An 18,224-nucleotide genomic window follows, 5' to 3' on the forward strand; every position below is an offset into this window, starting at 1 on the left:
GATAATAACGCTGCTGAGCGCGCGCTACGGGCAGTCTGTCTTGGCAAGAAAAACTCTTATGACCTTTGTCAAATATTTGGCCAAAAAAAAGCTCCGACGCAGCTTTCAGACCTGCGTTATATTGCGGATTAAAGAACCTGAAACAGCCAGACTGTATCTTGGGTTTTACAAACTCTTATTCGGGGATTTTAACCCCACGACGATTTACGCAGCGAGCTGGCCTCTTTCTACATGCAGGTATTGGCGAATTTCGGCCTCCCTGAATTTTTTTACGAGGGTCACTCATTCCGTGTCTGGCTGCTTCAGGGTTTAATTTTGCGTCTGTTGACTGAATGATAATTGGGCGGAAAATGCAATATCCCACATAAATCCAGTCAACTCACGTGCCACCGCAGTAATGGCAACTTGTGATTTTTTCCCTTTTGCTGTCAGACTTCGGTAACGGAAACACAATCGTTGTTGTGCTTTCCATGCAATATCTTTTGAATATTGTGTAACAGAATCAGGCCGATAATATATTAGCCATGCACCAACTTTTGCCGGTGTACGATAAGACCAGGCGGCTTCGTAAAGGAGGCGTCTGAGTTCACAGTTTCCAACTTTTGTTATTCCCCTTGGACGAATGTTATTTCCACTAGAGTGTTCCCCCGGAACCAGCCCCAGAAACGCCATAACCTGTTTGGGGTTGGAGAATCGTGAAAAGTCACCCAGTTCAGCAACCAGGGTTATTGCTGTTAGCTGGCCAACGCCTTTAAGAGCCTGCAACTGGCAAACCAGATTGCATAAAGACCACTCAGGTAACAGGCGAGATATTTCCTGATCGAGTTGTAGTATGCGATCTTCAATCTGCTCCAGACTCTGGCAATAATGTTGAAATGCAATTTGTTGAGATCGCTGGATAAATGATTGATTGGCTAACCAAGTACGATGTTTGCCGGTCCAGTGTTTTCCTGAATAACGTTTATCTGTTCGCAATAGCATGCTCAGAATTCGCTGTCGGGCAACTCTGCTATCACGTTTTGTTGCAGCCCGGGCTCTGATTAAATCACGCATAGCTTCATGAGTCAGGTCAGGGATCCAGACAGGGGTAAGTTCACCAGCTCGCAGTAACCTAGCGAGAGAGATCGCATCCCGGTGATCATTTTTAATCCTGTCTGTTGGTGATTTAGGTATCCGGGAAGGGGCAATAACCTGGCATGCTATATTCATCGCTGTAAGTTGATGATAGAGCCCAAAACCACAGGGGCCAGCCTCATAGCAGGAAAGAATGTTTTCGTAGAGTCCCTGCAATTTCTGGAATAATCGACGTACTGCCTGCGGTTCGTTGTTAATCGTACCATAATAGCGAACTTCGCCAAGCCGTTCAGGTGCTGCGATAGCAACTGCCAACGTTTCTTTGTGCACATCCAGCCCGATATAGGCCGCAATATTTTCCGAATGCATGATGACCTCCTCTTGAATATCTCACCGATGCTCTAGTGAGTATATAAAGGTCATACCATCTACATCTTCTTCGGCAGCGATCATGGTGGCGAGCGTGGAGCCCTACTGTATGGTCTGATCGGAACGTGCAGGCTGAATGGCATAGATCCGGAAGCCTACCTCAGATATATCCTGAGCGTACTACCGGAGTGGCCTTCCAATAAAGTGGCTGAGCTTCTGCCTTGGAATGTTGATCTCACCAATAAATAGCTGTCAATACGGCGCTCACTTAACGCTTACACAACAGGGCACGCCATGAGCAGGTAATATTTCGTTAACTAAATAACAGGGGCAGTTGCGGAAACTGCCCTTAAGACCTAATGGGCAGATGTGGCAATGAAATCAGCGATAGCCTGATAAACCTGTGCAGTTTGCTGCGGTACCAGAAGATGGCGGTTCAAGAACGGTCAGTCAGACTCGTCACAGTCCCTGGTCGTTCATGATCCAGGGGATATCACCGGGTTTGCTGCGAAGTTGGTAGCCGCTAATGGCACGTTACACCCGTTCTGGCCGTTGCTAATGGCGCTGCCATGGCCTTAACCTGTGCGGTAAGCTGGTTAAAGGGCGTCGTAAAGGTTCCCCGGCCTGATCGGTTGATGATAATCGGCGTGATGTTCGTGACGCTGTTGTGTTCCACGCCGGTTACCGTCAGCCATGCCCCTCTGAGTATCTCGCTTATCGTCTGCTGAGCGTTTTCAGCAAACCCTGCGTGACAACCAGCCCCCAGCGTATCGAGATTGAGCAACAGCACCATCCTGCACTCTGCCGCACTGGTTGAGGCCCATATCCAGCGTAACACCGTAGGCGGTGAATTCTGACGAGCTTGCTGGCGTTCCCATGAATATTCGCCAATCCGCTGCCAGACTTCAGTGTGAAAACGAAAAATCAATGATTGGTGATCGGCCATGCTCTCGCGGTACGGTAGCACCAGTGTAAAGCAGAACGCCGCCAGCCGTGGGTAATGGTCAACGGCCTGCTGCAGGAAAGCGCGTATATTTGCGGCATCCACAGCGTTACCGGCAACAGCGCCGGTGCAATGGTCATTCATGGGAAATTATCTCTCAGGGTTAAATCCGGCAGGACGCCGGTTGTGCTGTATGCCTGGTGCGAATTCCCTCGCCGGACTTACCCGGGCAAAGTGTTGCAGCAGTAATTCATCTGCCAGTTGGCTTCTTCGATGCTGTAGATACCGGTCAGGCACCGGGGACAATGCTTCACGCCCTGATAATGGTTGCCGCACCACACGCAGTACCAGGAGAGCACCATCACCGTCGTTTCCAGCCCGTTGATGATACTGCGCAGCTTTCGGCGCCGGGCTTCGGCTTTCACTTCCGGGTCAAGATGGGCGCAGGCCATCAGCACATGCCGGGCGACGGTCTGCTGGTCATGTTCAAACCACGGGTCTTCATGCATACCGGCATGCAGTATCAGCCGGCAGCCACAGGACGCACAGCTCCATATCTGTCCTGGTGCACTCATGGCCTCCCCGGCTGTCACAAAATGCCCTTCGCGGTCATTTGCCAGGTAACACTTCAGCATGCGCATGCCGTCACCTCCGCTATCCGGCTATCAGCATCATTGAGCGCACAGCTGTGCTCCCCCGTCCGGCAGGTCATGCAGTAACGCTCGCCGTGGTAATCACTGCTGCAACCGTGACAGTGCCAGTCGGCGTAGAAAACCAGGGGACGGGCTTCCGGTACATACCATTGCAGTTGCCGGATATGGCGGGTCTCCCTCACCCCGGGGTTTACATACGGGCAGTGCTGCTGGCCGTTCTCCGTCAGCGCGTGGTGCCGGTGTTCAAACCATGGACGTTGGGTCTGGTATTCAGGATGGTACTGCAGTGCACTGCCGCACAGATGGCAGGTATAGCGGTCATACGGCGCGGTCTGCGCGGTTCTGGCCCCAGTAAGACGACCCTTGCCGTCGAGGGCCATAAAGGATTTTGCATACATCATGTTGTTCCTTACCGCCAGACAACGCGCAGGCGTCAGCTGTCCCGGTACGGGCAGCGTGGCAGGGTGCGAATGGCGGGTCAGTCAGGCGTTAACGGGTCAGTTACGGTTGCGCTGGGGTGCCGGAGGGACGAAAACAAGCGGGGCAAGGTCTGGCGCCACAGTACTGGCGCTGGCAACGGGGACACGTCCAGCGTTCAGGGATGTTCTGTGGTTGAGTACAGCGTCGTTTCTCCATTCAGATATCCCCTCTGCTCAGACGCCACGGGAATCTGCAATACGTTGCTGCACCCAGATGTCCACTTCGCTTTTGAACCAACGGGAGCTGCGCCCCAGTTTAATCGGTTTAGGGAATTTGCCTTCGCCAATCAGTTTATAGAACCACTTGTCCGTCATGCCGGTGCAGGTGGTGATAAAGGTCATATCGATGAGCGGGTCTTCTGCGCAAAGCAGCGTGGGGGTTGCGGTGCTGGCGTTATTCGTATTCGGTGTGGTCATGATATTTATCTCCCTCTGAGGAATGGTTGTCGGGAGACGTCCGGTGTCACTGAATCATGGACATGCCGGTTCTCCTCAGAGGATAGGGATTTCCTGTTAAAAATTACCGGCCACGTATCATCAGGCCGGCTGAATTTCAGCGTGCAGGTACGCTCAGCCCCGGCTGCAGCCGAAGTTACGCTCACCGTCACCGGTCTCTTTGGTTTCGCGTTTGGCAAGGTAAGCGGCCTGCGCCAGTGCCTGTTGCAACTGAGCATCATCACCGCGCGTCAGCCAGGACACCGGGTGCTTCGGGAAGCGGGCCAGAACGGCATGAGCCTGCGCATCCACCTTCAGGGCGCTGCACCACGCCTGTTTAATCATGCCGGCGAGCGTTTCCGGGTCCTGGTAATCCCCCGGCCCGCACCACGTATCTCGGTTCAGCAACAGCACCGCGTGGTAGTGCTTCTTCCCTTTGATTTCGCCGAACTCCCGCGCCCAGACAAAGCGCAGCGTGGTCGGCCAGATCCGTTTACCTTCACGCTGATGGCGCAGGAAGTACGCGTTAATGCGGGCTTTCAGGGCGTCGATAAAGCGGGAGATAACAGCGGCATCGGTGGCTGCAGGCGTATCCGGCAGCCTGAGGTCAACGCGCAGCGCCAATACGCGGGTGTAAGCGCTAAGTGCGCAATTGAAGGTATCGGCGATGCGTTGCTGCCAGTAAGGATGGTAGGTGTAACTCATTGAAATGGACTCCGGTGGGTTATGGTTCATAACCATTACCGGTGCTGTAAAAAAGTACTTTCAGCCGTCAGTACAGTAACAACGCCACTGGCGTTCTCCGGGGCGTCGGTGAAATATTTCGTTTGCCAATGCATCAGGCAAAGCAGCAGATGCCGCCGTTGCTGAAATCACGGGGATACGTCAGAAACAACGAAGTACCCCGAAAGCTGTATAAAAACGCCCCTCCCGTTACCGACACATAAGGGACATTCGTGAATAATGGCAATCAGCAGATGAAAACCAGAGGAAATACCGATGATTATTGACGTTGATAAAGCCGCCGCTATTGCGCTGGCACTGCTGGAAGAGAAACTTCACAACTGGCAAAAGACCGTTCCGCCATCCTGGCCTTCAACCTGGCCTGTTTTTAATCGGCTTATTGAACGTCATGATGAGATGGCATTGGTGTACAGGGAGATAGCGTCCAGTAACCTCTCCAGGCAACAGTTCTGGATACTGATTGAGCAGATTATTCATGCCGGTAGCTTTGGCACCGATAAGCGCTTTGCACAACTGCGGGCCGATCATCAGGAGCTTACGGCTCTGAATGACACTATCAGCGCCATGAGCATACAACTGGCTGAAATGCTGGAACGACGCGCAGCGCTATGCGAGAACGGCCACTTTGCATGTGAACGCATGCTAAAACTCACTGAATTTATCGACGATGCTGGAGAGGGGAACGGTCATTACCTGTCGTATCTGAAGCCAGAATTGCAGCGGCTCAATAGTTTCGATCTCAAATACTGGCCTGACATTGCCGGGATCATTCGCTCGCTGGGTATGGAAGAGGTGGAGATTACCTTTGCAGATGAAGCGACAGAGGCGATTATCAACGCCCACAGGCCTTCAGGGACGGATTTCTTCAGGAAGTTATTTGATAATATTAACGAGCAAAAAACAGGGGATTACTACGCCTTACCACGGACGTTTAAACTTTCAGATGCTGCGCTGGCGACGATTTGTAATATCACACGCGATCTGCCACCGGATGCGCTCATTGACGCGGCCTACGTGAAACGAACCCGTCATCGACTGAAAGAACAGGGCTACAGCGCTATATGGTAAAGCAAGCTGTCATCCTTACCCATTTTTCATCGTGGGTACTGATCCTATTGGGCTCATCACCAGAGATGCCCCTGCACCCGTGCAAAGTGTTCTGCATAATAACAGTCTGAACGAACGCCTGATGGCAGCGAGCGTTGATGCCCCCCAGAGCATCTTACTTGCGATACAGACTCCCCTGACCGGATGCTGCACGTGCCCACAGTTCTTCATCGCTGAGCGTTGTCTCAATCAGTTCAATCGGTACACCGCAGTCATCAATAACGGCCACCCGGTAATCATCGATGGGTTCATAAGGCCCCAGGATAACCGTCTCGCCCGCAATCGCCTCAGCCAGACTACTGACCTTAAACGCCACGTGTGGAACGGTTTTCAGCAACGGATGGAGCGGCGAGTCATCAGTGAAACGATGCCACTGCACCCGAAACTTGCCTGGATTATCGGTGGTATACGTCCCCGCGCGGGCACTGAACTTGCCTGCAGTATTACCATCCTGCAACGGGATACCAAAATGATGAAACTCATACTGTACGTCTGCTTTCATGGGTAACACCTGCCTCCGTTGGGTTAAACGCCCGATACATTACCCGGTGAACCGATAACAATACAGAAACGGGTATTAACTTTCTGGTCAGCCAACGGGCAGCTTACCCCCTTCTCAAACGCGCTGTAACGCTTCAGGAGCGATACAATCGATTTATCCACAGCTTTCCATCAATATTAACTCAAACACACTTATACGGGCTTACAGGGATATTCAGCGAAATACAATATTACAACGTTCACCCCTGTTAAAATAACATCTGCTTAATGCGCCAATCATTCTTCACATACTGACTCTGGATAAACACGTTCAATTTCACGTACTGCATTCCTGCTGAAAGTATATCCCTGGGCTATTCCCCCGATCACCCGCCACGTCGCTTACCATTATCTCGCAATCACTCTCCATACTCTTTAGCTCACGTTCTCATTGATGTGAATAAAGCCCAGGTAAATACACGCGCGAATGGCTTCAGGCCATTCAGTCGTTATTGGGTAACGAATTACCTGCAATGGTTAGCTATCACAATAACAAAACCTATTGAGACAGGATAATGCCAGTGTATTCACAACACATTGCGATCGTGCTTACCACTCCACTCAACGTTAGCTTATTCTCAGCCTGATACTTATTACATTCCCAGTAGTCTTGTCAGTCGTGTAACGGTTACTGATGACTCTGGTAACAGATAAGCAATGGATACCAGCCATGACTTAATGGTCTGTAATCTTAACCCACCAATACCCCTACCCAATAGTCACCCTGTTTCTAATAACTGTCCACCAGGGCAGTAATCAAGCCACCATAAGTTATTCATCTTATTCATTTCTGTAGTCATGACTCTCTTACCAGCAGTAACCACTGCTGTAGTAAACAGTAGTCTTACTGATCACAACCCACTCTTTAGCGATCACCACTCATTATACTTTCAGTAATCACTCCCCTTCTTTATTATATTATTACCAATCCAACACATTCAGCCTGATAGTAACACCAACCAAAGCAGCACCAGACAGTCGTTACATGCAATAAGAACCATAAACACTCACTCTGGAATTATCTTTTCAACAACCAGAAGAAAAGACACCTCATCATCTCAAATAACCCCCAGCCAGATTAACCCCTGAATCATCACTCCCCATAGAAGGCCTTAATACTGATTCTGAGCAACGAATGAAAATATGAATGATTGATCCTGTCTGATGCCAGAAATGCATCAAGAAGCGAACCAGGCGCCATGACGGGGCAAAACAGAGAACGTTCAGGCGCTCTAACGAGAGAGTACACTGAGTGTATAGAGAGGCTGAAATACAGACATAGAACAGGGCAACAAGGCGAATAAAAGGGATAAAACACTAAAAATAACGACTGTAAAACCATGATAAAACCCAGTCAAAACCACAACATAACCACAACCTTACTTCACGATGACTACCAGATGTGTTTTTAAGTGACGTGAAAACCATCATCATGCTACTGTATAACCACGACAATCACTACAACCACCACTACTGTGTAATTTAATTTATGAGGTGTTGATAATGGCTGTAAATTATGATAATGGCAGGCGAGGACTCATAACGAGTCGGGACCTGAGAGTTTGCGTGTTTTATGCCGGATGGTTGAATGCCAGCAACAAAATTAACACCAGCAATATTCCCAGGCAGGATGCAGAAAGCTGTCGACAGGCTTTAAACCAGCTAATTAATCAGGCCATCCCGGATAAAAACCAGCAGGCAGGACTGCTGTCTGAAATGGAAACAGCCCGTGATGAAAATGTGCTTCCACTGGATAGTTTTGACTGGCTTCGTCAGAATGAGCGGGCCACGTTCTGGCTATGGGGGTATCTCTGTAAGGCCGGGGATTATGAGTTTGGCATTGGCCCGCCAGCAAATGCTGAATTCGGGAAAAACTGGTATCAGCGAATAAATCTGAGTTTATCTCCGGCAAGTCATCAGGAGAGAATGCATATTCTCATCACCTTCTTTGACAACATTTACATTTCCACACCCCCTGTGAATCACCTTAAGAAACAGGTATTCGAAAAACTGAAAGACCGGTGGAAAATCATTTACAGTAAACCGCTGCCGTTAAAATGGCTGCCGGATGAAGAAGACGCGGTATTATGGGCCTGGAACAACCTGCAAAAAGTTCAGCAGGAGAAAGCCGGTAATATCGGCGGACTCTATATGAGTTTATCCACGCCCGGATTAACGACCTGGTTCACGCCACTGAGTCATTCCGAGCGCAATTTGGCACTACGTGCCGCGCTGGATTTATGGGGTGACGCACCGGACACAAAGCGTTTATTCCTTCTGAACCTGAATAAAGCCTGGAACCAGCAAAAATTACGCCAGTCCCGTACCGATAAAAAAGCACTGAATACCTACCTGAAGAACGACACCAAAACACGACTGGACTTTATGGCTGAACGCAGCGGGGTTCGCATCAGCGATATGCTGGAAACGCTGATTAATGACCATTACCGAAAAACCTGTGGTGGTGAGTGAGGACTTTACGCTGAAAATAAAGTGAGTGGAGACAGCAATACAGACCTGAAATGACATTCAAAAAAATCTCAGACCTATATTACCAATGTGAGAACGGCAGCAGAAATGTTGCCGTTTTGTTATTTCACTCACGGAGGTTAATGTGTCTGATAAGAAAAAACGGGGTTCTGATGCCCTGCCGCTACTCTTGTTCCCCGCTGAACAGCCCTGCAAAATACCTGCGTGCATGCTTCCCCCGTTCCGGCGCTGCCATCACCACATTCCCTGTTCCGGTATCAGAGCCGTTTTTATCCACGGCCCGCCTGTTTATTCAGGCGGCTTTTATTGCCAGTAACAAGGGAGAACAAAATGAATTGTCCGAATTGCGGTTCGCAACACATACAGCTGCGTCATGTGGGTAAAAAAACGGGTGGGGTGATTGGTGCAACGGCCGGAGGCCTTGCCGGGCTTGAAGGTGCATCCGCCGGTGCGCTGATAGGTTCAGTCATTCCGGTTGTCGGTACGATAGCCGGAGGGCTCATTGGGTTTCTGTCCGGCGCCTGTGCTGGCGCAGTAGCGGGAGCAGTAGCCGGTGAGAGGCTGGACGGGACGGTATTTGATGAATACTGCTGCACACAGTGTGAGCAGACCTTCAATATGGCGTAACACTCAGCGGCTCCAGTAAACGGTATGGGGTACAACCGTATCCCGGAAGACACCGTCGACGATAACGTGAATGCCACGGCGTCTCTGTGATACGGTTTTTTATCCCTTCAGCCCTTCGCACCAATGACAGGATGTGTCGTAAAAAACTTCACTCACCTTCCCTTAATACTCTTATACCCTTTTACTTACAGCCACTTAACTAAAAATGGTTGTTGTCATAATTTTTACGTCATCCACCATAAAGGGACGACATAACGTGGCGAACCGGTACGGCATAATTTTCCACCATCAACAGGAGCATACGGAGAGCCGGAGGCTGATTTCAGAATGAAAGAACAACACGATCGTTATGACCGCCTGGCCGTCAGGCTGTCTGTCATCATCAGTCGGCTACTGGCGGGCCATGCCCTGGTACTGAAAACACTGGCTGATGAATTTGCTGTCTCAGAACGCACGCTGCAACGGGATTTCCAGCAGCGCCTGCTCCATCTGGGTATTGAGCATTCCGGCGGAGCCTACCGCCTTGCCCGACGCCCTCTCCGGCCCCATTCGCCGGATACATCCTCCTTTATCCACAATACGGGAATTTCAGGGATCATCCCCATCCAGAACAGAAAGCTCATTCGGCTGCTCACCAGCACGTCGGGGATATCGCCCTGTCTTATCGGGCATGGCGGCTTACCGTCGGCAGTCACACAGTCAGCGTCATTTTTACTGCTGGCAGAAGCCATTCGCGATCACCACACCGTCACGCTGCAGGTTAACGGACGCACTCATGAAACCGTAGCACCACACCGTCTGATCTTCCAGAGCAAAAACTGGTTTCTGGTCACCACTCGCACCAGAACACTCCAGGTTTTCAGGATGGAAGAAATTAATGCCGTCACTGTCCTGGAAACCTCCTTTCGCAACAAGCCTGAGCTTGATGCCCTGACGGCCAGCGAAGAGTTTATCTCCGCGCTGCCTCACTTTCGCTTCATCAGTAACGTTATTCATTCCTTCCGGGGAGTGTTCCCGGAAGCCACCTCCGGACTAAAAGGAGCCCGGCTATGAAACACCCCACAACCCTGCTGTTATTAAGCGTCGGACTGACGCTGGCATCGCTGCCGAACGCGAATGCCGGTACGCCCGATGCCTTTCGCGACGCGCATTATCAGCGCTGCGCAAAGCCCGTCTTTTATGCACAGACCCTGAATCACAAAAAGGAGGTCGAAATCTGCATCGTTACCCCGTCGGTATCGTATTCATTCGGTAAGACTGGCGCTGAGCATAAGGAGATGGATATTACCGTTCCGGCTCAGGCGACGGGCTACGCGTACCAGAGCAACCAGGTTATCAACCTGCAGGAATTTAGCGTCCGCAACGGGGATACCACCTACGAGGTCTCTACCGGTTCGGATGATGACGGCAAACCTTTTGCCGCGCTCGATGTGTATCGGGGCAACCCCGATACCGGAAAGCATCTGGCGACCATTTCGCTTGACCCGGATACAGTGGTTAACGACATCAGCCACGGATTGCAGGATGAAGGCATCCCCCAACAGGATGGCCTTTAACCCGTTTTATCAAACTCAACCCTCTGTTTATTCAAGGATATAGCAATGAACATTTCCCTTGCTGGCGGTTCACTCCGTTCGGCACGTTATTTTTCCGCGATCTGCCTGATGTTATCGACAGTGGTACTCAGTGGCTGCGGTGATGCGAAATCCAAAGCCGAAAGCGAGTTTATCCGGGGCTGTAAATCCGGTGGTGGCACGACCCTCCTTTGCGGCTGCGTTTACGACATCCTGCAGACGAAATACACGCACGGGGAGCTGGAGAAAATGAACCAGCAGTACGGTTATGTCCCCCCGCGCTTCATGGACAACATGCTGAGTGCCGCTCAGCAGTGCAGAAAATAAGGAAATCTGAACATGGCGCTTGTCATTAAATATTTCGCGATTGCCTTCGCCATCGCGCTTGTGGTCGTGCTGTTTAACGTGTTCGGGAGTACCGGCGAGATACGCAGTTTTGGTCAGGGAATGGGGTATCTGTTCTGGATGACCCTGGGGCCCGGAGCCGGTATGACGGTCGGTGCTGCTCTTCGACAATGGCTGATGCCGGACGCGGTATACACCCGCGAAGGGATGACCGGATTACTCAAGGCCCGTCTGTTCTGGCTTGTGGGTCCCCAGTGTATCGGCTGGCTGGCAGGGCTTATCGCCGTGGGCAAACAACTCATGTAACACGGCTGACCCTCAACAACATTTTTGACTCAGAAGGAAAAACACCATGCAATTCATGCACGCCATCCTGCCAGCAGGATTACTGACCTTTGCCATCACGGCACACGCGGTCCCCAATATGTGGAGCAGTGGCTTCGGTATGGGCGTCACCGAGTACATTATCACCAGCCCGGAAAACGTCATGCTGAATCTCAACTGCACCGGCAACCCTGACGACCAGAACATCCTGCAGCATCACGTCATGCTCACACTGCCTGACGGCAGCGGTGCCGATTCGCAGGATGAGAAAACCGCCATCACCGTCGTCACCGATGACCAGCCATTCCCGCTGCCGTCATCTCTGGGCTGGCGTAACGGCGACAACGCCTGGCTCTCGTTCATTGATGCCATCAGAAAGGCAACCTCGTTTGAGATTTACGTCAACGACAAAAAGGTGGGGCATTTTTCCCCTTCTGCCGGAAATGTCCACAAGGTTCTGGCTGATATGCCCGAATGCACGACACTCACCGCAGGGTAACTCCCCTTCAGCATGATTTCCCCCTGTTTACAGCAAAATCAATCAAGGACAATACGATATGACCGACATCTCGACACTCAGCCAGCGACTGGCAACACCAACGCTCACTTTTGTGCTGCTCACCATCGCCACCTGCGGCATCTGGCCGTTACTGTGGCTGTATAAAAAGCAGGACATTATCAGCGACACCACCGGGTATTCGGTTTGCGGCAACCTGTTTATCATCTGGCTAGCCGTCTGTTTTGGTCTCAGTCGACAGTTTGGGGTGATGGCCTCACCGGACCTGGCGGGTTACGACACGGGTAGTGACACGCTGCTGGTACTGAGCGCCATACTGTCGTTCGCCACCGGCGTGATGTATATCGTCTGGGCCTTTAAGGCCAGAGCCGCACTGCGCCACTATGCGCTGAACACCTTCCGCTTCGACCTCAGAATGAATGCGTTCTACACCGTCGCCTTTAACGTCTTCTACATTACGTACTGTATCAACGACATGCCGCAGGCGCTGGCGAAACACCGGATTATTCATGGTCAGGCTCCCGTGCCGCCAGAATCCCCGTCACCGCAGTAACGCCATCCTCCTCTTATTTACCCGGCAGGGGCATCAGTGAATGCCCCTCATCCGTCCGGGCTCCACTCCGAGATTTGACCCAATGACATTACTGAAAATTGTGCTCAACGCCCTGCGTCAGGTGCTGACGTGGTGCGCCAGCAGCCGGGCACAGCAGTTTGTCGAAGACCACTTCCGCAAAGAAGGTTACGACGAAGACAGCATTGATATTGCCAGACAGACGGCAGCCCTGCTGGCAGGTGCCTTAATCGCAGCGCTGATGGAGCAGATACTGCAGCTTATCGCCACACCTGGAGCCTCCCGTTGATGCCCTGCTCACTGAGCGGGGCGTTTGTTTTTGTGCCAGATATCAGAGGAGTTCACCATACAGGACACTGACAATACGCCGTTACCACCCGGTCCGTTCACCCGAGAGCAGGCAACAGCCGTCGCCACGCTGTACACCAACGTAGCCATTGAAGACGACCAGGGTACGCACTTTCGGCTGGTCATTCGCGACAGCGGAGGGCAGTTGTTCTGGCGGGCGTGGAATTTTGAAGCAAATGCAGGAGAGTGGCTGAACCGCTATCTGCTCAGCCACGGTATACCCAAAAATTGACTCATCACCAACAACCACACCAGCAGGCCATGCTCCCACCGGAGCATGGCTTTTTTGTTTATGCCGTTAAAGCAACCATAAGGAATTAACAATGCGATTAGCCAGCCGCTTCGGGCGGACAAATCAGATCCGCCGTGACCGTCCCTTAACCCGTGAAGAACTCATGCAGCATGTCCCCAGCGTCTTCAGTGAAGACAAACACGACTCCCGCTCTGACCGATACAGCTATATCCCTACCATTACCCTGCTAGAGAACCTGCAGCGTGAAGGCTTTGAACCCTTCTTCGCCTGCCAGTCACGCGTACGCGACCCTGACCGCCGGGAACACACCAAACACCTTCTGCGTCTTCGTCGGGCGGGCCAGATAAACGGTCAGCATGTACCTGAAATTATTATTCTTAATTCGCATGGAGGCGAGTCCAGCTTTCAGCTTTTGCCGGGATACTTCCGAAGCGTCTGTACCAATTCGCTCGTCTGTGGACAATCCTTTGGTGAAATCAGGGTTCCTCACCGGGGCAATGTGGCGGAGAAGGTCATTGAAGGCGCTTACGAGGTGTTGGGCGTCTTTGACCGGGTGGAAGAGAAGCGCGATGCGATGGAGTCGCTGCGGTTACCCGCAATCTCGATCGCGGTATATGGCGGGATTTGATGAAGAAGTCGGGGATGCTAAGCCTGATGGACGCTCAGGCGCGTGACCAGTGGTACAACAGCCTGGAAAAGGAGGATATTCCGGCGGTCAGTGAAGAGAATATCCTGAGCACCTTTGAGCAACTGCATCAGAGTAAAGGTGACGTGTTTGAGCGCGGTGTGATCAATGTGTTCAAAGGATTATCGTGGGATTTCAAGACAAACTCCCCCTGCAAGTTTGGGGCGAAAATCATTGTCACAGGGCTGGTCAAATATGACCGGTGGGGATTTGGGCTTAACTGGGGCTGGCAGCGTGACCGCCTGGCAGACCTTGAGCGTATGCTGATGCTTCTGGATGGGAAGCCGGTTCCCGACAACCGCGCTGACGTTACCCGTCGTCTCGGCGATCATATCCATGCTAACCGGCACAGCAACCGTTACGAGGACGAGATGTTTGCAATCAAATACTTTCAGAAGGGAACGGCTCATATCACCTTCAGGCGACCAGAGCTGGTAGATAAGCTCAATGATATCATCGCCCGCCACTATCCGGGGGCGCTGGCAGCAAGGTAACAGTTACTGAATCAAGTCACAATTACTGTTCTTGAATAACCCAGAGATAATAACTATTATTACCTGATAGTAATTAAGCAGGAGAAATCATCATGCCAACCAGTGTTGCCCTTACCCCTCACTTTGAAGCATTTATTCGCGAGCAGATAGAAAGCGGGCGTTATAACAACACCAGTGAAGTTATCCGGGCAGGACTTCGTGCCCTGGAAGATAGAGAGCAGCAAATGAAGCTCGAATCACTCCAGGAAGCAATCATTGCAGGCATCAACAGCGGTGAAAGTAAAACAGCTGAAGAAGTATTTGGTCGCCTGACGAGCAAATACAAAACCATGGTCGAAGGTGCCCAGGCAAAATGAAGCTGGGTATTTCACCACTGGCAGAGCTTGATCTTGAAGCAATTGGTGACTGGATTGCACGAGATAATCCTGTGCGCGCGATCAGCTTTACTGAAGAACTGTATCAGCAATGCCTTCTGATAGCTGAATCACCAGCTCTCTACAGAGAGAGGCCTGAACTGCTACCAGGGATCAGGGTCTGTCCTTATGGTCGCTATATCCTTCTATTCAGAGTAATGGATACGGAAGTTCGTATAGAACGCGTTGTACATGGTTCCCGTGATACCAACATGCTACTTGCTGAATCTGGTGACCATCAGCCGTTGGATGACCTTTGATTTTGCTCTCGTCGGAGGTATCATCCACAGGTGAATAGGGAATCGAATGAAGGAATCGAATCAATGGTTTCAGATAGTCCCAAATCAGTAACCTTTCTCTTCTGAAACTCCCGCCAACAACCAGTAAAACCATTACGAGGTACCAATGGAGGTATCAATTTTATCAAACCAAACAATAATAAATAAAAACAACAAGATAGATTTAAAGGTCGATTCCGAGTCCGGGCACCACTTTCACTTCTATGTACGTCTCCCAAATTCCACAAAACTCAAGTATAATCACTGCCATACATCACTTTCGAACATTCCGAACTCCACTGACCTCAACTCGACCCTACCTTAATCAAGTCGCATCTGGGGGCTTTTCAGGGGGCTTATTGTGTTCAATGAAAATTGAGGCCCCCATATGGCACTGACAGCCCGACAGGTCGAGACCGCGAAGCCTAAAGAGAAGGACTATAAACTTTCTGACGAACGTGGCCTTTTTCTCCTGGTTACCACTACCGGAAAACGATACTGGCGGATGAAATACCGTATCGCCGGCAAAGAGAAAAAGTTATCTATCGGCGTTTATCCTGAGATTTCCCTGGCTGATGCGCGCGTAAAACGCGACGAAGCGAGAAAGGTGATTGCGGACGGTGGTGACCCGAGTGAGAAAAAGCAGCTCGAAAAACTCGCCAAAAAAATATCAGTCGTCAATACCTTCAGGGCGCTCGCCATGGAATGGCATAAGCACAAGTGTATCTCATGGTCGGAAAGCTACGCAGAAAGCGTTCTGGAGGCTCTGGAGAAGGATATCTTCCCGCATGTGGGCAAGCGCCCTGTCGCGGAGATCCTTCCTCTGGAGATGCTGGAGGTTTTACGTCTGATTGAAAAGCGTGGCTCACTGGAAAAATTACGCAAGGTCAGGCAGTACTGCAATCAGATCTTCCGCTACGCCATCGCAACAGGACGTGCGACGTTTAATCCAGCAGCAGAACTGACCGGCACATTAACCGCGCCAAAGACTGAACACTTCCCTCACCTTCAGGCATCTGAATTACCCGCATTCCTTTCCTGCCTGGCCGATTATCACGGTAGCTGCATTACACGTATGGCAACTAACCTATTGTTACTGACAGGTGTTCGTACGATTGAGCTACGCGCTGCAGAATGGCATGAGTTTGACCTGGATAATGCACTCTGGACGATCCCTGAAAGCCGCATGAAGAAGCGCCGTAAGCATCTGGTGCCTTTGTCAAACCAGGTTCTGGCGATCCTGCAGGAGCTTCGAACCTACACCGGTCAGTATCAACTGGTATTTCCCGGGCGCTGCAACATCAACAAACCGATGAGTGAAGCCAGTATTAACATGGTGATCAAACGTATCGGCTACGATGGTAAGGCTACAGGGCACGGTTTTCGGCACACAATGAGTACCATTTTACATGAGCAAGGTTTTAATACTGCCTGGATAGAAATGCAGTTAGCCCACGTGGATAAAAACAGTATTCGCGGGACGTATAACCACGCCCAATATCTCGAAAGCCGACGTGAAATGATGCAGTGGTACGCTGACCACATTGATAACCTGTTTAGTGGAATTGAAAATAAAGTGACCTAATCCTGGGCGCTCAGCCTTCGCGGCTGGGCGTCTTCTCTCTTGTATCAAATCCCCAAATTATTCACTTCTAAAATTTAATACCTCAGATTCATTTTAACTAAACGTCTGCTTTATGCTTTTTGATAAGGGCATAAACAACATTACTCCTGCCAGTAAAACCCTACAAACATCGCTAAATCTTGTATGGCAATTCGCATTTTACTCACCCCATACAGGAAATTAACCCTATGAAAAGATTTCTCATCTTTGTCTCACTGGCAGCGCTGCCTTTTCTCATTGAGCGCTTGCTGGCGCTGATTCATCTCATCGTGCTCTCAGTTCTGGCTCAATAGCCGCCCTTCACGTATCCGGCAACGCCGGATGACTCAATCTCAACTCATATTTGACTCAACTTAGGTGCAATATGCGAATTTATATTGATGACGGCTCAACCCATATCAAAATGCTGTGGGAGCAGCACGGCAAGACGTATACCCACATCAGCCCGAACAGCTTCAGACGAGGTTGGTCAGCCACGTTTGGTAGCAGCAAGCCGTTCAACTACACTGCAGGCAAGGAGAAGTACTCGTTTGACCTCATTTCCACGGATACCCTCACCACCAGCAACATCGAATGGCAGTACAGCCCGCTCAATGCCGTTGCAGTCCATCACGCGCTACGAACCAGTGGCCTTACACCGCAGTGCGTGGATATCGTGGTAACACTGCCGCTGGCGGAGTTCTACGACGAAGACGCGCAGTACCGGCTTGATAACATTGAGCGCAAAAAGCAGAGCCTGCTGCAACCGGTGGTGCTGAATAACGGTCACGCCTTTACCATCACCCGCGTCACCGTGCGCCCGGAGTCCATTCCTGCAGGTATAGCGCTGTGTGATCAACTCTCGTCCTCCAACTCTGTGCTGATTGTTGATCTCGGAGGAACTACGCTGGATATCTCACAGGTAGAGGCGCACCACCGGGGCGATCGCGGTGAGCTGTCACGAACGGCTTTACTGGCCGGTATAGCGCTGGGCGAGATTGACAACAGGTTGCCGTCGGTACTTGCGGCGCTGCTGGCTGACAATACGAGCCAGGACACATTGAGAACCATACTGTCGTCGTTTCTGAATATTCAGTCTGGATCGCATCAACCTGCACCGGTAGTAACCATATCGCCGATACCTGAAGTAACGGAACCGCCTACCAGCAGTGTTTCGGCAAAGAATCTGGTGGGTTCTCTGCCAGATTAAGCTGGTAGTGGATGTTATATAATAATAGAAACAACATCATAAACCAGAACACAGGGCCTTCGTGGCCTGCTATTCAGTGCTCCCTGATACCTCCGTAGCTCGTCATCCGTAACCGCCGTCAGATCAGTCCCTTTCGGGATAAACTGCC

Annotated in this window: 22 protein-coding genes and 5 pseudogenes; 19 read left to right on the top strand and 8 right to left on the bottom strand. The window is 51.0% G+C overall.

Translation table 11 applies throughout. The features are described 5' to 3' along the window. Nucleotides 1-309: 309 nt before the first annotated feature. Nucleotides 310-1,443, bottom strand: coding sequence for an IS110 family transposase (locus AAIR21_RS26155; protein ID WP_434682606.1), 1,134 nt, complete (start codon nucleotides 1,441-1,443; stop codon nucleotides 310-312). A gap of 48 nt (nucleotides 1,444-1,491) precedes the next feature. Between AAIR21_RS26155 and AAIR21_RS26160 the strand changes: the two are divergent. Further along, nucleotides 1,492-1,692: pseudogene (locus AAIR21_RS26160) on the top strand (transposase domain-containing protein); the annotation flags it as partial. Nucleotides 1,693-1,966: 274 nt separating this feature from the next. Here the strand turns inward: AAIR21_RS26160 and AAIR21_RS26165 are convergent. The 5 genes from AAIR21_RS26165 to AAIR21_RS26185 form a co-directional block, all read right to left on the bottom strand. Next, nucleotides 1,967-2,530 (bottom strand): DUF3296 domain-containing protein, encoded by a 564-nt coding sequence (locus AAIR21_RS26165; RefSeq protein WP_434682607.1) that lies wholly within the window; start codon nucleotides 2,528-2,530, stop codon nucleotides 1,967-1,969. Nucleotides 2,531-2,607: 77 nt separating this feature from the next. Then, the gene (locus tag AAIR21_RS26170; RefSeq protein WP_048795938.1) at nucleotides 2,608-3,027 is read right to left on the bottom strand and encodes a putative zinc ribbon protein; all 420 of its coding nucleotides are present in this window, start codon (nucleotides 3,025-3,027) and stop codon (nucleotides 2,608-2,610) included. Next, complete coding sequence (locus AAIR21_RS26175) at nucleotides 3,015-3,437, bottom strand: putative zinc ribbon protein (protein WP_434682615.1); 423 nt, start codon at nucleotides 3,435-3,437, stop codon at nucleotides 3,015-3,017. The genes AAIR21_RS26170 and AAIR21_RS26175 overlap by 13 nt, the downstream gene beginning before the upstream one ends. A gap of 255 nt (nucleotides 3,438-3,692) precedes the next feature. After that, complete coding sequence (locus AAIR21_RS26180) at nucleotides 3,693-3,935, bottom strand: helix-turn-helix transcriptional regulator (protein ID WP_434682608.1); 243 nt, start codon at nucleotides 3,933-3,935, stop codon at nucleotides 3,693-3,695. A gap of 153 nt (nucleotides 3,936-4,088) precedes the next feature. Beyond that, nucleotides 4,089-4,658 carry an inovirus Gp2 family protein gene (locus tag AAIR21_RS26185; protein WP_049191353.1) on the bottom strand — a complete coding sequence of 190 codons (570 nt, stop codon included), beginning with the start codon at nucleotides 4,656-4,658 and terminating at the stop codon, nucleotides 4,089-4,091. Nucleotides 4,659-4,952: 294 nt separating this feature from the next. On the opposite strand from AAIR21_RS26185, the gene AAIR21_RS26190 reads away from it, so the two are divergent. Then, nucleotides 4,953-5,765 (top strand): hypothetical protein, encoded by an 813-nt coding sequence (locus AAIR21_RS26190; protein WP_434682609.1) that lies wholly within the window; start codon nucleotides 4,953-4,955, stop codon nucleotides 5,763-5,765. 154 nt (nucleotides 5,766-5,919) lie between these two features. On the opposite strand, the gene AAIR21_RS26195 is transcribed toward AAIR21_RS26190, so the two are convergent. Continuing rightward, nucleotides 5,920-6,306 carry a VOC family protein gene (locus tag AAIR21_RS26195; protein ID WP_048797003.1) on the bottom strand — a complete coding sequence of 129 codons (387 nt, stop codon included), beginning with the start codon at nucleotides 6,304-6,306 and terminating at the stop codon, nucleotides 5,920-5,922. A gap of 23 nt (nucleotides 6,307-6,329) precedes the next feature. Then, a complete protein-coding gene (locus AAIR21_RS26200; RefSeq protein WP_434682610.1) occupies nucleotides 6,330-6,467 on the bottom strand; it encodes a hypothetical protein in 138 nt (45 codons plus the stop codon). A gap of 1,443 nt (nucleotides 6,468-7,910) precedes the next feature. On the opposite strand from AAIR21_RS26200, the gene AAIR21_RS26205 reads away from it, so the two are divergent. From AAIR21_RS26205 to AAIR21_RS26285, 17 genes and pseudogenes are all read left to right on the top strand, one after another. Further along, nucleotides 7,911-8,816, top strand: a complete 906-nt coding sequence (locus AAIR21_RS26205; protein ID WP_434682611.1) for a hypothetical protein — start codon at nucleotides 7,911-7,913, stop codon at nucleotides 8,814-8,816. Between the two features lie 348 nt (nucleotides 8,817-9,164). Further along, on the top strand, nucleotides 9,165-9,461 hold the full coding sequence (locus AAIR21_RS26210; RefSeq protein WP_064575292.1) for a hypothetical protein: 297 nt from the start codon (nucleotides 9,165-9,167) through the stop codon (nucleotides 9,459-9,461). A 327-nt stretch (nucleotides 9,462-9,788) separates the two neighbouring features. Continuing rightward, nucleotides 9,789-10,514: a WYL domain-containing protein gene (locus AAIR21_RS26215; protein ID WP_064575290.1), complete on the top strand. Its 726-nt coding sequence runs from the start codon at nucleotides 9,789-9,791 to the stop codon at nucleotides 10,512-10,514. Next, nucleotides 10,511-11,017: a hypothetical protein gene (locus AAIR21_RS26220; protein ID WP_284065896.1), complete on the top strand. Its 507-nt coding sequence runs from the start codon at nucleotides 10,511-10,513 to the stop codon at nucleotides 11,015-11,017. The genes AAIR21_RS26215 and AAIR21_RS26220 overlap by 4 nt, the downstream gene beginning before the upstream one ends. A gap of 45 nt (nucleotides 11,018-11,062) precedes the next feature. Then, nucleotides 11,063-11,362 carry a hypothetical protein gene (locus AAIR21_RS26225; RefSeq protein WP_064575288.1) on the top strand — a complete coding sequence of 100 codons (300 nt, stop codon included), beginning with the start codon at nucleotides 11,063-11,065 and terminating at the stop codon, nucleotides 11,360-11,362. A gap of 12 nt (nucleotides 11,363-11,374) precedes the next feature. After that, complete coding sequence (locus tag AAIR21_RS26230) at nucleotides 11,375-11,686, top strand: hypothetical protein (protein ID WP_064575286.1); 312 nt, start codon at nucleotides 11,375-11,377, stop codon at nucleotides 11,684-11,686. 46 nt (nucleotides 11,687-11,732) lie between these two features. Further along, nucleotides 11,733-12,203 (top strand): hypothetical protein, encoded by a 471-nt coding sequence (locus AAIR21_RS26235; protein ID WP_434682612.1) that lies wholly within the window; start codon nucleotides 11,733-11,735, stop codon nucleotides 12,201-12,203. 58 nt (nucleotides 12,204-12,261) lie between these two features. Then, nucleotides 12,262-12,774: a DUF4234 domain-containing protein gene (locus AAIR21_RS26240; RefSeq protein WP_434682613.1), complete on the top strand. Its 513-nt coding sequence runs from the start codon at nucleotides 12,262-12,264 to the stop codon at nucleotides 12,772-12,774. A gap of 82 nt (nucleotides 12,775-12,856) precedes the next feature. Continuing rightward, nucleotides 12,857-13,081, top strand: coding sequence for a hypothetical protein (locus AAIR21_RS26245; protein WP_434682614.1), 225 nt, complete (start codon nucleotides 12,857-12,859; stop codon nucleotides 13,079-13,081). 57 nt (nucleotides 13,082-13,138) lie between these two features. Beyond that, complete coding sequence (locus AAIR21_RS26250; RefSeq protein ID WP_025203175.1) at nucleotides 13,139-13,372, top strand: DUF905 domain-containing protein; 234 nt, start codon at nucleotides 13,139-13,141, stop codon at nucleotides 13,370-13,372. 91 nt (nucleotides 13,373-13,463) lie between these two features. Next, nucleotides 13,464-13,988 (top strand): annotated as a pseudogene (locus AAIR21_RS26255) (DUF932 domain-containing protein); the annotation flags it as partial. Beyond that, nucleotides 13,979-14,572: pseudogene (locus AAIR21_RS26260) on the top strand (DUF4942 domain-containing protein); the annotation flags it as partial. The pseudogenes AAIR21_RS26255 and AAIR21_RS26260, both read left to right, overlap by 10 nt. 92 nt (nucleotides 14,573-14,664) lie before the next feature. After that, the gene (locus AAIR21_RS26265; RefSeq protein WP_147839055.1) at nucleotides 14,665-14,928 is read left to right on the top strand and encodes a type II toxin-antitoxin system ParD family antitoxin; all 264 of its coding nucleotides are present in this window, start codon (nucleotides 14,665-14,667) and stop codon (nucleotides 14,926-14,928) included. Then, entirely contained in the window at nucleotides 14,925-15,245 is a 321-nt protein-coding gene (locus AAIR21_RS26270) for a type II toxin-antitoxin system RelE/ParE family toxin (RefSeq protein WP_147839054.1), read from the top strand. Before AAIR21_RS26265 ends, AAIR21_RS26270 begins: the two co-directional genes overlap by 4 nt. Before the next feature lie 406 nt (nucleotides 15,246-15,651). Then, nucleotides 15,652-16,848, top strand: a complete 1,197-nt coding sequence (locus tag AAIR21_RS26275) for a tyrosine-type recombinase/integrase (RefSeq protein ID WP_279261582.1) — start codon at nucleotides 15,652-15,654, stop codon at nucleotides 16,846-16,848. Between the two features lie 403 nt (nucleotides 16,849-17,251). Further along, nucleotides 17,252-17,791: pseudogene (gene parM, locus AAIR21_RS26280) on the top strand (plasmid segregation protein ParM domain-containing protein); the annotation flags it as partial. Then, nucleotides 17,783-18,076, top strand: a pseudogene (locus AAIR21_RS26285) (plasmid partitioning/stability family protein); the annotation flags it as partial. The pseudogenes parM and AAIR21_RS26285, both read left to right, overlap by 9 nt. Nucleotides 18,077-18,224: the final 148 nt, after the last annotated feature.

This window comes from Enterobacter sp. PTB, from assembly GCF_051130085.1.
GTDB lineage: Bacteria > Pseudomonadota > Gammaproteobacteria > Enterobacterales > Enterobacteriaceae > Enterobacter > Enterobacter ludwigii.